Annotated in this window: 11 protein-coding genes; 2 read left to right on the top strand and 9 right to left on the bottom strand. The window is 62.7% G+C overall.

All coding sequences use genetic code 11. The features are described 5' to 3' along the window. The first annotated feature begins 61 nt into the window (after positions 1-61). Complete coding sequence (locus tag RHP72_RS25025; protein ID WP_211920934.1) at positions 62-1,282, top strand: acetyl-CoA C-acetyltransferase; 1,221 nt, start codon at positions 62-64, stop codon at positions 1,280-1,282. Positions 1,283-1,287: 5 nt separating this feature from the next. On the opposite strand, the gene RHP72_RS25030 is transcribed toward RHP72_RS25025, so the two are convergent. From RHP72_RS25030 to RHP72_RS25050, 5 genes are all read right to left on the bottom strand, one after another. Further along, a complete protein-coding gene (locus RHP72_RS25030) occupies positions 1,288-2,484 on the bottom strand; it encodes a CaiB/BaiF CoA-transferase family protein (RefSeq protein WP_007729534.1) in 1,197 nt (398 codons plus the stop codon). Positions 2,485-2,556: 72 nt separating this feature from the next. Continuing rightward, on the bottom strand, positions 2,557-3,297 hold the full coding sequence (gene fabG, locus RHP72_RS25035) for a 3-oxoacyl-ACP reductase FabG (RefSeq protein ID WP_003940214.1): 741 nt from the start codon (positions 3,295-3,297) through the stop codon (positions 2,557-2,559). A 42-nt stretch (positions 3,298-3,339) separates the two neighbouring features. Next, a complete protein-coding gene (locus RHP72_RS25040; protein ID WP_007729538.1) occupies positions 3,340-4,506 on the bottom strand; it encodes an acyl-CoA dehydrogenase family protein in 1,167 nt (388 codons plus the stop codon). 120 nt (positions 4,507-4,626) lie between these two features. Continuing rightward, a complete protein-coding gene (locus tag RHP72_RS25045) occupies positions 4,627-6,147 on the bottom strand; it encodes an acyl-CoA synthetase (RefSeq protein ID WP_311093959.1) in 1,521 nt (506 codons plus the stop codon). Between the two features lie 45 nt (positions 6,148-6,192). Beyond that, positions 6,193-6,990 (bottom strand): enoyl-CoA hydratase, encoded by a 798-nt coding sequence (locus tag RHP72_RS25050; protein WP_003939812.1) that lies wholly within the window; start codon positions 6,988-6,990, stop codon positions 6,193-6,195. A 109-nt stretch (positions 6,991-7,099) separates the two neighbouring features. Here RHP72_RS25050 and RHP72_RS25055 point away from each other — a divergent pair, with 109 nt between their 5' ends. Continuing rightward, a complete protein-coding gene (locus tag RHP72_RS25055; RefSeq protein ID WP_063315748.1) occupies positions 7,100-8,530 on the top strand; it encodes a coniferyl aldehyde dehydrogenase in 1,431 nt (476 codons plus the stop codon). Between the two features lie 36 nt (positions 8,531-8,566). Here the strand turns inward: RHP72_RS25055 and RHP72_RS25060 are convergent, their stop codons facing one another. The 4 genes from RHP72_RS25060 to RHP72_RS25075 are packed head-to-tail and all read right to left on the bottom strand — an operon-like array spanning position 8,567 to position 14,716. Next, positions 8,567-10,489, bottom strand: coding sequence for an SEC-C domain-containing protein (locus RHP72_RS25060; protein ID WP_311093960.1), 1,923 nt, complete (start codon positions 10,487-10,489; stop codon positions 8,567-8,569). Between the two features lie 35 nt (positions 10,490-10,524). After that, positions 10,525-12,417 carry an SEC-C domain-containing protein gene (locus RHP72_RS25065; protein ID WP_311093961.1) on the bottom strand — a complete coding sequence of 631 codons (1,893 nt, stop codon included), beginning with the start codon at positions 12,415-12,417 and terminating at the stop codon, positions 10,525-10,527. Positions 12,418-12,435: 18 nt separating this feature from the next. Further along, positions 12,436-13,113 (bottom strand): GAP family protein, encoded by a 678-nt coding sequence (locus RHP72_RS25070; RefSeq protein ID WP_064443695.1) that lies wholly within the window; start codon positions 13,111-13,113, stop codon positions 12,436-12,438. A gap of 49 nt (positions 13,114-13,162) precedes the next feature. Next, positions 13,163-14,716, bottom strand: coding sequence for an acetolactate synthase large subunit (locus tag RHP72_RS25075; RefSeq protein WP_064688125.1), 1,554 nt, complete (start codon positions 14,714-14,716; stop codon positions 13,163-13,165). Between the last annotated feature and the right edge of the window lie 81 nt (positions 14,717-14,797).

Below are 14,797 nucleotides of genomic sequence, written 5' to 3' on the forward strand. Positions count from 1 at the left end.
CCCTTCGATCGGCCCGTTCACGCGACGCATTCCCCACCTCTCCTCGAGACAGGCGCATTCCATGCACGACGCAGTCATCTGTGAACCCGTTCGCACCCCGGTGGGCGGATTCGGCGGAGTCTTCAAGGACGTTCCCGTCACCACACTCGCCGGCACTGTTGTGCGTGGCCTCGTCGAACGAACCGGCATTGCGTCCACCGATGTCGACGACGTCATCTTCGGTCAGGGGTACGCCAACGGAGAGGCCGCGGCCATCGGGCGAATCGCGGCACTCGACGCCGGTCTCGACGTGTCCGTTCCCGGAATACAACTCGATCGCCGTTGCGGTTCGGGATTGCAGGCGATCATCTACGCCGCGATGCAGGTACAGACCGGGATGAGTGATCTGGTCATCGCCGGCGGCGCGGAGAGCATGAGCGGAACCGAGTTCTACTCCACCGACATGCGTTGGGGCACAAAGCGCCCTTCCGTCGAGTTCCACGACCGATTGGCCAAACCGCGCACGAACTCCGGCGGAGTCAACTTTCCGGTGGAAGGCGGCATGATCGAGACCGCTGAGAACTTGCGCCGGGAGTACTCGATCACCCGCGACGAGCAGGACCGATACGCGGTGCGATCGCACGAACGGGCCGTTCACGCCCAAGACAGTGGGTACTTCGACGACGAGACCATTCCCGTTTCGGTGCCCGGACGCCGTGGTGAGCAGACGGTGGTCACTCGCGACGAGCATCCGCGCCGAGGGATTCAGTTGGCCGATCTCGCTGCACTGCGCCCCATTCGAGGTCGCGTCGATCCCGAAGCCACTGTCACCGCCGGTAATGCGTGCGGCCAGAACGACGCCGGCGCAGCCGCCATCGTCACTACTGCTGCCAACGCCGAACGGCTGGGCCTGCGACCGTTCGCGAAACTGGTCAGCTGGGGTGTGGCCGGTGTGGAGCCGAACCGGATGGGCATCGGCCCGGTTCCTGCCGTGGCGAAAGCACTCTCCCGGGTCGACCTGTCACTCGACCGCATCGACCTCATCGAAGTCAACGAGGCCTTCGCGGCCCAGGTTCTCGCGTGCGCCAAGGCCTGGGGATTGAGCGCCCAGGACATCGAGGAACGGTTCAACGTCAACGGTTCCGGCATCTCGCTCGGACATCCTGTCGGCGCTACCGGTGGGCGGATCCTTGCAAATCTGCTGCGCGAACTCGACCGGCGCCAGGGACGGTACGGGATCGAGACCATGTGCATCGGCGGCGGACAAGGGATTGCCGCGGTGTTCGAGAACCTTCGACGCTAGAAGCGTTAACCGATCGATCCGTCGCGGCGAAGTTCCGCGATCCGGTCGCCCGTAAGTCCCAACTCGGCCAGCAGAGAATCCGTCTGCTGGCCGAGTGCTGGAACGTCACCCATGCGCATTTCGACATCCGAATACGTCATCGGAGGCAGCACGGCATCGATCGGACCGTTCTCGGTGCCCACGGACCGCCACCTGGCACGCTTCTCCAGCTGCGGATGTTCCAGCAGACCGGCCATGTCGTTGAGTGCCGCGGCCGGAACACCAGCGGCGGCCAGACGCTGATCCAGATCTGTCGTCGAGTACAGACGCGTCAGAGAGCCCACCAATTCGTCTACCTCGCCACGGTTTTCGACGCGCACGATGTTGGTGCGGTAACGCGGATGATCGACCAGATCCTCTCGCTCGAACACGTCCACCATCAGCGCTCGCCATCCACGATCGTTCTGGACGCCGATCAGGATTTCGCCGTCGGCCGTGGGATACGAATCGTAGGGAACGATCGCGGCATGGCCGAGACCGACACGTGGAATCTGCTTGTCCGCATACATTTTCATGTACATCGGATGGCCCAGCCACTCGACGGTGGAATCGAACATCGAGACCTCGACGAGCGCTCCCTTGCCCGTTCGCTCTCTACGGAACAGGGCGCTCAGAATCGAAGTCAGCGCGTACATTCCTGCCGCGATGTCGGAGACCGGGATGCCGGTCTTGGTGGCCGTCTCCGGTGTGCCTGTCACGGAGATCATTCCGGTCTCGGCTTGGACCAACATGTCGTAGGCCTTGCGCTCGCGCCGCGGGCCGGCACTGCCGTAGCCGGACATGTCGATCACGATGAGCCGTGGGTATTTATCGCGCAGTTCCTCCGCGCCGAACCCCAGTCTCGCGGCTGCGTCGGGAGCCAGGTTCTGCAGGAACACATCGGCTCGCGCGACCAGATCGAGAAGGATCTGCCGGCCGGCTTCCGACTTCACATCGACGGCGATCGATTCCTTGGAACGGTTGAGCCACACGAAGTGTGATGCCTGACCGTGAACCGCCTGGTCGTAGTGACGCGCGAAGTCACCCTCGCCGACGCGTTCTATCTTGATCACCCGCGCACCCATGTCCGCGAGATGTCTGGTGGCGAGCGGTGCCGCCACCGCCTGTTCGAGTGCAACTACGGTGATTCCGTCGAGCGGAAGATCCGAGTTCGGCTGTCCCATGTCAGTAGTCACCCCAGAAGTTTTACACCCAGAATTCTCACACTCTGAATTCTTGCACTCGAACAGGACGGATCAGATGTGGCGGCCGCCGGTGATCTCGAGAACCGTGCCGGTCATGTAGCTCGAGAGGTCGCTCGCGAGGAACAGCACAACCGAAGCAACTTCCGAAGGCTCGGCTGCGCGCCCCATCGGAATCTCGGCAAGCTTCTCGTTCCAGATCCGTTCGGGCATCGCCTCGGTCATCGCCGTGCGGACCAGTCCGGGCTGAACGGCGTTGACGCGAACATTCTTGAACGCGACCTCTTTTGCCGCGGCCTTCGTCAGACCGACGATCCCGGCCTTCGCGGCCGAGTAGTTGGTCTGCCCGAGCATGCCCACCTTGCCGGAGATCGACGAGATGTTCACGATCGCGCCCGTCTCACGCTCGCGCATGCGGGCGGCGGCAGCGCGTGTTCCGTTCCAGGCGCCCTTGAGGTGAACTGCGATCACGTCGTCGAAGTCCTGCTCGGTCATCTTCCGCATCGTGGCGTCGCGCGTCATGCCGGCGTTGTTGACCATGACATCGACTGGACCGAAAGCGCTTTCGGCCAGATCGAGCATGGCCTCGACCTGTCCGGAGTCACGCACGTCGCAGGAAGCGAAACGGGCGACCGACTCTCCACCGAGTTCGGCGACCGCAGCCGTTCCCACGGTTTCGTTGATGTCGCCGAGAACGACGGTCGCGCCTTCCTTGATGAAGGTGCGCGCAATTTCGAGCCCGATGCCCTGGGCTCCACCGGTCACTACCGCAACCTTGCCGTCCAACAATCCCATGTCCACTCCGTTCGTGAGGTTAAAGCTCGTCTGGAAAATGTGTCAGCGCTGGTTTTGCTTTTTCGCTTGCGCCACGAGCCCACCACCGAGAATCAGACGCTGGATCTCGCTGGTTCCCTCGTACAGGCGCAACAGGCGAACTTCACGGTAGATGCGTTCGACCGGAACACCGCGCATGTACCCGTTGCCCCCGTGGATCTGCACGGCGAGATCTGCGACCTTGCCCACCATCTCGGTGCAGAAAAGCTTTGCCGCCGAAGGCCCGAGACGGCGATCCTCACCGCTGACGTACCGCGCGGCCACCTCGCGCACCATCGCGCGCCCTGCCATCACACCGGCTTGCTGGTCTGCCAACATCGCTTGAACCAGCTGGAAGTCGCCGATCGCGGTGCCGCCCTGTTCCGTGACCACGGAGAACGCGACAGATTCGTCGAGCGCTCGCTGTGCTGCTCCCACCGAGAGCGCCGCGATATGGACTCGTCCGCGCGCGAGAGACGTCATCGCTGCGCGGTATCCGGTGTCCTGGTCGCCACCGACGAGGGCCGACTCGGGAACCCGGACGTTGTCGAAGGTGACCTCGGAGGTCCAAGCACCTTCTTGACCCATCTTCTTGTCCTTGGGACCGACCGTGACACCTGGCGTGTCAGCCGGAACCAGGAACACTGCAATTCCCGGACCATCGGAATCCGCCGGGCGAGTGCGCGCGAACACCACGAACAGCTGCGCCAGTGGAGCATTGGTGATGAACCGCTTGTTGCCGTCGATCACCCAGTCGGATCCATCCAGCACTGCCTTGGTCCGAAGGCCGGCCGGGTTGGAGCCCGCGCCCGGTTCGGTGAGAGCAAAGGAAGCCACGACATCACCGGAGGCGATGCGCTCGAGCCACTGAGCCTTCTGCTCGTCGGTACCGAAGCCGACCAGCACCTGTCCGGCAATTCCGTTGTTGGTACCGAACATCGAACGCAGCGCCAGAGACGTGTAGCCGAATTCCATTGCCAGTTCGACGTCTTGGGTGAGGTCGAGTCCGAGCCCACCCCATTCCTGAGGGATCGCGTAACCGAAGAGCCCGATAGCTGCGGCCTTCTTGCGTATGTCCTCAGGAATGGCGTCGGTGTCGGCTATCTCCTGCTCACGCGGAACTACTTCCTTACGGATGAACTCCCGCGCAGTCGCCAAGATATCTGCGAAGTCATCTGCGTCGACCTGCATTCCCACCACTCACCTTGCTGTTTCCGAAGTCCATGCCGTCCCCCGAAGTCAATACCGTGAGGCAATCGGAGTCAAAGACCTGAAAACGAACCGAAGGTAAGGCAGAACCTATAGCAAGCTTCAGACGGTGCGCAGTTCCCGCTTCAGTAGCTTGCCGCTCTGGTTGCGCGGAAGCTCGGCCACGAAACGGACATGCTTGGGCACCTTGAACGGAGCGATTCGCTCCTTGACGTGGGCAATCAACGCCTCGGGCGTCAACTCGTCGTTGCCGTCCTTGAGCACGACGATCGCGGTGACGGCCTCGATCCACTTCTCGTCGGGCGTACCGATCACGGCAACTTCTGCCACGGCGGGGTGCGTGTAGACCGCATCTTCGACCTCGCGTGACGCCACCAGGATGCCGCCGGTGTTGATGACGTCCTTGATCCGGTCGACGACCGTGATGAACCCTTCTTCGTCCCGCACGACCAGATCGCCCGAATGGAACCAGCCGTCACGGAAGGCCTCGGCGGTGGCTTCCGGATTCTCCCAGTAGCCGTTGCACAGCTGCGGTGAGCGGTAGAGAACCTCGCCGGCCTCACCGTCGGCGACATCGTTTCCGTCGGCGTCGACGACGCGGGTTTCGACGAAGAACACCGCGCGACCACAGGAAGACGGGCGATCAGCATGCTCGCTGGGCTGGAGAACTGTTGCCAGTGGGCCGATTTCGGACTGGCCGAAGCAGTTGTAGAAACCGATGTCCGGGTAGCGCTCGCGCAGACGATTGAGCACGGTGACCGGCATGATCGAGGCGCCATACTGCGCCTTCTTCAGCGACGACAGATCGCGGGTCTCGAGGTCCGGATGGTTGGCCAGCGGCACCCACACGGTCGGCGCCAGGAACAGCGATCCGATCTTTTCGGCTTCGACACGGCGCAGGATTTCCGGGATGTCCGGCGCCTGCATCAGACTGACCGTCGCGCCGACGGACAGGTAGGGCAGCATGAAGACGTGCATGCCCGCGGAGTGGTACATCGGCATGCAGATCAGCGGGTTGTCGTTCTTGTCGAGGCCGAGCGCGATCACCGAGGACACGTACTCGTGAACCAGTGCACCGTGAGACATCATGGCGCCCTTGGGCTTCGAGGTGGTGCCCGAGGTGTACAGGAGTTGCGCCAGATCGGTCGACGTCGCACGCGGTTCGAAGACCGGCACCTCGCCTGCCTCACCGATCGTGACGACGGACAGTTCCGCGTCCCGCAGTGCGATCACGTGATCGAGATCGAGGTCGGAGCGTACCGAGTCGAGTGTCGGCGCCAATGCCGGATCCACCAACACCGCGCGGGCGCCTGACTGCGCCACGAGGTACCGGAGTTCCTCCCCCTTCAGTGCGTAATTGACGGGAACATGCACCAAACCTGCTCGTGCACAGGCAAGAAATCCGATTGCATAGGCGTCGGAGTTGGTTCCGTATGCCGCGACGCGGTCGCCGTGTTCGAGCCCCAGACCGAGCAAGTAGGCGGCGACCCGCGTCACCGCGTCGTCGAGTTCGCGGTAGGTGCGAGTGCGATCTTCGAAGACGACGGCTACACGGTCGGGGTACTTGGCTGCCGAGCGCCGAACCACTCCGTCGACAGTGTTGGTGCGTGGATCCAGGCTCATGCGCCTCAGGTTATAGGACGTCCAACTAAACCGGAAGAGCGATCGTTACTTATTGCGCCATTCGGGCTTTCGCTTGTCTACAAAGGCCTGCATACCTTCCTGAGCGTCGCAGGTCACGGCGTTGGTTGCCATAGTTTCCGCCATCGCCTCGTACGCCTGCGCTTGTGGCAGATCGATCTGGCGATAGAACGCCTGCTTACCGATCTTCACCGTCAAGGGGCTGGCCGTCGTGATCTTGGCGGCCAGTTCGCGCACCTCTCGGTCCAGGTCTTCGGGCGCGACGACGAAGTTCACCAGACCCCAGTCCGCAGCGGTGTCGGCGTCGATCGTCTGCCCGGTGAGCAACATCTGCATCGAGCGCTTGCGCCCTACTGCCCTGCTCAGCGCCACCATGGGCGTCGAGCAGAACAGTCCGATCTTGACGCCCGGCGTGCCGAAGACAGCATTCGACGCAGCAACAACCAGATCACACGACGCGGCCAGTTGGCAGCCCGCCGCGATAGCCGGGCCCTGTACTGCGGCAATCACCGGCTGCGGAATCCGCTGTACGGTCTCCATCATCTCGGTACAGCCGTCGAAGATCGCCCGCTCGTCCTCGAGGGTTCTCCCGATCATCTCCGTCAGATCGTGTCCGGCGGAGAACACCGGGCCTTCGGCGCGCACGATCACGACCCGCACGCGCTCGTCTACAGACAATTCGACAAGGGCAGCCGTCACCTCACGCATGGTCTCCGCCGAGAGCGGATTGCGCCGCGCCGGCCGATCGAGCGTCAGGAAACCGAGTCCCACCGATTCCTCGACGGAAATCTTCACTGCAGTGTCTTCTACCTGTGTCTGCGACATGTGTTCTCTCTACCAATCGAATCCGTCCCGGTCAACGAGACGAAAAGGACATCCACTCGCACCGCGTCGATACGGTCCGGTCAATACTTCGCCACTACGAGGAGTGCCCATGAGCACCGATGCCGCCGTCACCACTGATCTCGAAGAGATTCTGCGCGCTCAGCAGGAAGCAACTCGAGCCGCTGGTCTTCCGTCCGCGCAGACACGACGCGAGCGCATTCAACGCGTCGTCGATCTCCTGGTGGCAAACCACAAGGATCTGACCGAGGCGATCAACGAAGACTTCGGCGGCCGAATCCCGGCCTACTCGGTGATGAATGACGTTCTCGGGTCGATGGTTTCACTCAAGCACGTTCGTGATTCGCTCGAAGAGTGGATGATTCGCTCACCGAGAGCTACCGGAGCGATGCAGGACCAGTTGGGTGCCACGGCGTACGTGTCGTACCAGCCGAAGGGTTCGATCGGCATCATCGGAACCTGGAATGCTCCCCTGTTCACTCTCCTGAGCCCGCTCGCCTGCGCCCTCGGAGCAGGAAATCGCGCCGTTCTCAAACCGTCGGAGATCGTGCCCAATACTGCGGCCGTCCTGGCCGAGGCGTCTCGTCGAACTCTCGACCCCGTGGAGGTCGCGGTGGTGACCGGCGGCCCGGAAGTCGCTGATCTGCTGACGTCGCTGCCTTTCGACCACCTCGTCTTCACCGGCAGCACGACCGTCGGAAAGCTGGTCATGGCCAATGCTGCGAAGAACCTGGTGCCGGTCACCCTCGAACTCGGCGGCAAGTCACCGAGCGTCTTGAGCCGCAGTGCCGATATCAGCTCTGCTGCTTCGCGTTTGGCTATCGCGAAGTCCACCAACGCCGGTCAACTCTGTGTCTCTCCCGATCTGATCTACGTTCCGCGCGAGAACACGGAAGCATTCATCGACGCGTTCACCGACCAGTTCACGGGACTGTTTCCCACGATCGCCGACAACAAAGACATGGTCTCGATAGTCAGCGATCGTCACCTCGCACGCATCGAGGGGTACATCGCGGACGCCGAAGAACGTGGGGCACGGATCATCACCGTTCCCGACGAAGAACTCTCCGCAGACACTCGTCGTCGCCCACTGCGAATCGTGGTCGACCCTCCGACCGACGCGCAGATCATGAAGGAGGAGATCTTCGGGCCGGCCGTCGTCGTCTTGCCGTACGACCAACTCGACAACGTCGTCGCCGACATCAATTCACGACCGAAACCGTTGGCGCTGTACTACTTCGGAACCGATCTGGACGAGAAGGAATCCGTACTCGAACGCACCGTCTCGGGCGGCGTCACCATCAACGACGCGATGTCTCACCCCGGGCTGAGCGACGCACCCTTCGGCGGCGTCGGGGCTTCGGGCATCGGGCACTACCACGGCCGTGAGGGTTTCCTGGAGTTCAGTCACGCGCGAACGGTATTCGAAGCAGCGCAGCATGACCCACGCGGTGAATGGGGAATGCTCCCGCCGTACGGTGAGGGTTTCGAGCAGATGATGTTGGCTCAGGTAACGCCCTAGGGCCTCCGGCCCCGTGCGCCTTTTTGGTAGTTCGCGCTACCGGAAAGGCGCACCGGCAAGGCCGCGACTGAGGAACTCCACCAGCTGACCCGGCTCGGTGTCCTCGGACTCGATCAGTTGGATCAACACCTTCTTGTCTTCTACCGCAAGCGGTTCGATGCCACCGAACGTGCGCATCGTGGACCCGGCCGGAAGAACACGAGCACACACGAGTGTGCCTGGCTCGAGGTTCAGCGAGCCCCACTCGTCCGTGACCTTCACCAGATGCCCGTTGCGGACGTCGCTGAGGGTCACCAACTGTCCCGGCTCCGTCGAGGCGACCTTGTACACCGAGCGCGGAATCGACAACCACTGATCGGCCAGTTCGCGTTCGTCGGCAGGCAGCAGTTCTCCGCGGCGCTCGACAAAAGCCGCGAAGATACCCGCATCGAACAAGGCAGCGTCGACGGCCAAACCACCTTCGACGGCCAGCGTCAGTGCTTCTTCGCTGTTGAACTGCTCGGCACGGATGAGCGCAAGATCGAACACGGCGTCGAAGTACTCCGGCGTGCGCGAGAACAACTGAGCCTTGACGTAGAGCCAGCTGGCCCGGTCGTCGAACGTCACCTCGGACTTACCGAGATGGCAAACCTTGAACTTTCGACCGGAACCGCACCAGCACTTGTCATTTCGTCCGAGTTCGGGGTGCTCGGCCGGGGCGTAGCGCTGAAGAACCTCGTGCAGAACCTCGGACTCGCCACCCTCGATTCGGCCCAGCAAAGCCAGCGCGCGCGTCACATCGCTTCGATCGGCGGCCAGTAGCGCCAGATCGAAGATCGCGGGAGTCCAGTCGGGATCGAGATCGTGCGCTGATTCGTACGACGCCTCAGCGGCCAGGATCTTGCCGAGACGATCCGAAGCCTTGCCCGCCAGCCAGTGCGCTGCCGGCTTGACACGACGCGACCCTTTTTCGTCGAGAGCAGTTGCAACAGAATGCAATACGGAATCATGATCGTCGAGTTCGGACAACAGCTCCAACGCTGCCGCAGCCGCGGGCGGCTCGGCGAGGCCTGCGAAGGCCTGCGGATCCTCCTTGATCTGCTTGCGCGCCCAGTCCGAGACATCGTCGACGCCTTCAGCTTTCGCGGCCATGACCACATCGACGAAGGCGATCACCGACGCGGCTTCTTCGGGGTGCAGATTCTCGCGGACCTCGAGCATGCGAGCCCGGTTCGCCAGGTGGTACGCCTCGAAATCGAATCCGTCGACCGCAACGTAATCACCGTCGCGGACGTAACCTGCCGCCTCGAGCATTTCGCCCAGCGGTGCGGTCGGCTGACGGAACAGCGACGGCTCGTCGAGCATCAATTGCCAGACAATGGCATCGAGGGTGTCAGCACCGGTGTCTGCGAGGACCGTCCCCAGACTCTCGCCGAATCCGGGTGCGGGATCCAGTACCTCGGGGATGGTGCAGAGTGTCAGCTCACGGTCAGCGACGAACAATCCGATCAAGTCACCTACCGAGCACTCGGCAAGGGTGTCGGTGTCGAGCAGAAAGCCTTCGTCGTGTGGGAACTCCGGATCTTCGATCCCACGATCAGCCAAAAGATCGTCGTCGGTCCCGCGGTGCACGACGCTGATGCCGTGGATTTCGTCGTCGTCACGATCGAGGAAAACCCGCAGCATCATCAGATCGGGGTTCGCGTCGAGAACGCCGGACTTGATCTCCGCTTCGGTGAGGCGATGGGTCAACACTCGATGCTCGAACAACGTGTCGAGTGCGGCGTACCGCTCCTCACTCAAGTATCCGAGCAACGGGTCCTCGACGTACTCGACGAATTCGGTCATGTCCTCGGCTGTACCGTGCCCGGCGTCAGCCAACAGGGTGCCCCAGTCCGCCGCTGTCTGCGGGCCGTGCTCACGCAACAACTCCATCGCGGCTTCGGCGATCAAGTCATTGGCATCCATCGGTTCGTTCACCTATCCAACTTTAACGGGGTCGACTCGATACATCGTCACCGGTCATCGGTCGAGTGATCGGCGCCTCCACGCAACTCGCGCACCAGTTCTTCGGCCTCGAGATCTTCGGAAGCGAGAACCTCGAGCACCCTCGCAGCCTGCGATTCCATTGCCATGACCACAACACCCACCGCAAACGCTCCAGTGGGGGCCGTCAGGACCCGAGCACTGATCACATCACCTGGCTTGCCTTCGACCGAGTGAGCAACCGTGACGGTCTCCTTGGACCCACGATCGAGCAGCACGACGCCGGTGTCGGACGTTTCGATCACCTCGTACACCGACCTCCGGATTCCGAGCCACTGTGCGGCTGTCACAACTTCCGCCTCCGGAAGTAGTTCGCTGCGTCTGGCCAAGAATTCGGCAAAGATTCCACCCTCGAACAGAGCGACGTCCAGTGCCGATCCGTCGAAGATCGTGGCCGCGATCAGTTCGTCCTCGGAGAGATTTTCGTTTTCGAGATCGTCGAGCCCGGTCACGATGTCGACGAATTCGGAGGCAAACGCAAACAGGCATGCCTTCTTGTACAGCCACCGACCGTCCGCCTTGACGGATTCATCGGCCTTTCCGAGGTGGCAGACCTTGTACTTGCGGCCGGAACCGCACCAACACTTGTCGTTTCGCCCGAGTTCCGGGTGATCGGCTGGGACGAAGTCCTGCAGTACGGCGTAGAGATTCTCTTCGGTTCCGCCGTCGATCCGCCCGAGCAGTGACAGCGCCCGGGTCGCGTCGCCGCGGTCCGACGCGAACTGAGCCAGCTCGAACAAGGCCGGACCCCAACCGGATTCGGCAAGGAGCGCTTTCTCGTAGTGCGCCTCCGCTTCGAGGACGCGCCCCAGCCGATCGACGGCCTTACCGGCGAGCCAATGAGCCGCCGCCCTGACCGACCGTGGCCCTCGCTCGGCCAGTTCGGAGGCAAGCGCTTCGAGGATTGCGTCGGTCACCGGGTCCTGATTCCGAAATCCGAGATCGAACACGGCCACTGCAGCACCCGGATCTGCCAGTGAGACAAAAGAGTCCGGAGCAGCGCTCACATGACGGTGGGCCCAGTCCGCGATATCGAAGTCGGCGATGACCGCGTCGGTGTATCCGCGGTCCGCCAGATCGACAAACGCAACGGCAGAGACTGCCTCGTCGTGGGTCAGGTCGTAGGTACCGGCCACCAAGGCTGTCCGAATCTGCAGGTCGTAGGCGTCGAAGTCGAATCCCCGCCGAGCCAGTAGCTCACGCTCGTGCTCGTAACCTGCCACCTCGAAGATCTCACCCAGCGGCGCAACAGGAACCGTGAAGAGTGACGGATCCTCGATCAGGAGTTGCCAGCACACAGAATCCAGGGCCTCGACTCCGTCCTCCTCGAAGAGTTCGCCGAGCGCCGGAGCAAGATCGGGTTCGTCCTCGATCTCGACCAGACGAAACGCAAGTGTTCCGTCTTCGACAGCCAAGCCGACGAGATCACCGTCGGCGCACTCGCCGAGGGTTCCGGCCGGAAGTACCACAACTCGTCGACTCCGGAAGGGAGCAGCTCCGCGTTCGGAGGCTGCTTCTTCCGCCAGGGCCACCCGGATCGCCCCGTCGTCGTCGCCGAATGCCAAGATCGGTTCCAGGTCGGGGCTCGCGTCAAGGATGTCCGACGCAATTTCGACTTCGCTGAGCCGGTGAGTGAACACGAGCCCTTCGAGGACCGTGTCGAGAGCGACGTACTTTCCGTTGGGCAGGTACCCGAGCATCGGTTCGGACAGGTACTCGAGTACATCGGCCAACTCGGTCGCAGTTCCGTACTCCTCGAGATGGGTCGCCCACTCTTCGAGACTCAGCGGGCCTTGCTCGCGCAGAACAGCCAAAGCAGCGGAGGCAATGGAACCGGCAGCGTCGTCGTCGAAATCAGTCACCCGCCAATGGTAGGCGACCTATTGCAGCCCACTGAGCCCCTCGCCCAGCACGGTCGCACCGAGGATCGTCAGGATGACCGTCATCATCACCGCGTTGTTGGCGGTCATCCATGCCTTCGCGGACGCGAGGATCTCGTCGGCACGCTTGCCGGAGAGCACCTTCACCAGGATCGGCAACGCGATGCCGACGCTCGCGATGACCGTGAAGATCACCGCGGCAACAATCTGTTGGGCAACGACATTCGTGGCGACCGCGATAGTGGCCGCACCGGATACCGCCAGCGCTGCATTCTTGGGATTGACCGCCGCGGACAAGAACGCCAACCCGAACGCCTTCCGCGGAGTCAACCCGTCGACGCTCTTCATCCACTTCGGAACTGTCGGCTCACTCCCGTTTCGCGGACGCGCGCGCCACTGCTTGTATGCCAAGCCGAACAGGACCAGACCCAACACGATTCGTACGACGCTCGACCACACGGAAGTCCGCGACGACTCCGACTCCGCAAACGAATAGTCCGCGATCACGATGGTCACCGCGACGACTGCCGAGATTCCGAGGACCCACCCGAGTAGAAAAGATGCCGCCCCTCGATGTGCTCCAGCGGTGATCATGACGAGCACGATCACCGCCATGGGCATCGAGACGAAAAGCAGGCCGAGGGCAATCGGAAGAGACAGACCGATCGCAGCTAGCACCGAAAACCTCCAGTTGAATGCACGATCGACGATCGATTCGAGGTCGAAATCACGACGTCGGAGGCAGCATGACCTCGATGAGATGCGGGCCGGGTTCCGCCAGCGCTGCGGCAAACTGTTGGGCCAACTCCTCCGCTGTGTTCGCCCGCGACGCGGGCACTCCCAACCCCTCGGAGATCTTGACGTAGTCCATGTTCGGAGATGACAGATCCAGCATCGACTGTGCGACGACGCCGCCACCTTCTGCGCCGACTCGTTGCAGTTCGCCACGCAGGATGGCGTACGCGCGATTGTTGAGCAGAATCGTCGTGACGTTCAACATCTCTCGCGCCTGCGTCCACAACGCCGTGATGGTGTACATCGCGCTTCCGTCGGCTTCGAGATTGATCACCGGTCGCTCCGGCGCTGCCACAGCGGCGCCCGTCGCCACCGGGATGCCCTGGCCGATGGCACCTCCGGTGAGCGTGAGCACGTCGTGGCGCGGCGCTCCGGCAAGGGCAATCGGGATCGCCCAACCGGAAGTCGCCGCCTCGTCGGAGATGATGGCGTCGCCGGGCAGCAGGGCGCCGATCACGTCGGCCCAATTTCGAACGTCCAGAGGCCCGCTCGGCAGCGCCGGCCGATTCGCTTCCTGCAAAACAGGTTCGACTCCCGGTGCCACGAGTTCGGCCACTGCCTCCAGTGCACCGGCAACATCGTCGCCGACGCTTGCCAGCGTTGTCACCGCAGCACCCTCCGGTGCCAGATCGCTCGGTTTTCCGGGATACGCAAAGAACGAGACCGGCGAAACCGCTCCGGCCAGAACCAGCTGAGTTGTTCCGCGAAGTTGTTCGGTGGCGTGCTCGGCGAAGTATCCCAAGCGCTCGAATGACGGTAGCCCCGCACCTCGTTGAAGCCTGGCTGGAAAAGTCTCGATCAGAATCTGGGCACCGGTCGCGACCGCAATTCGGGAAGCGGCGCGCAGCCCAGCTTCGGAACAGGCTGCGCCGCCCAGCAGTAGCGTGGCGCGACCCTCGGCATTGAGCGCGCCCACCACCGAGTCGATCTGTGTTGCAGAAACTTCCGCCCGCCCCGGTATGTCCCGAGGACCCGCAAGAACTCCACCTTCGCCCCACGAGACGTCGGCAGGGAGGACAAGTGTGGCAATGCGTCCGGGCGGATTCAACGAGGCGGCAACGGCGTCGGCCGCGTCGCTACCGACGGTCGCGGTGGATTCGGAACGTCGACTCCACCCCTCCAACCATTCGGTCAGCGCATCGATGTTCGATTCGAGAGGAGCGTCGAAACCGTGGTGGTAGGTCGCGTGGTCCCCGACGATGTTCACGATCGGTGTGTGGGCGCGGCGCGCGTTGTGAAGGTTCGCCAGTCCGTTCGCCATACCGGGGCCCAGATGGAGCAGCGTCGCGGCAGGCTTTCCGGCGATCCGTGCGTAGCCGTCCGCGGCACCGGTCACGGCGCCCTCGAACAAGCCGAGTACCGCCCGCATCTGCGGAACGGAATCGAGTGCGGCGACAAAATGCATCTCGGACGTTCCTGGATTGCCGAAGCACACCTCGACGCCCGAGTCGACCAGGCTTTGGATGAGCGACTGTGCACCGTTCATTTCGATCACCTCTTCTTCATGAAAAGCTGCGAATGCTTCCTGCGCTTCATCGTGAGCAACCGAACTCCCGGTGCGTGCTCC

Source organism: Rhodococcus sp. SG20037, assembly GCF_031763325.1.
Classification (GTDB): Bacteria; Actinomycetota; Actinomycetes; order Mycobacteriales; family Mycobacteriaceae; genus Rhodococcus_F; species Rhodococcus_F qingshengii.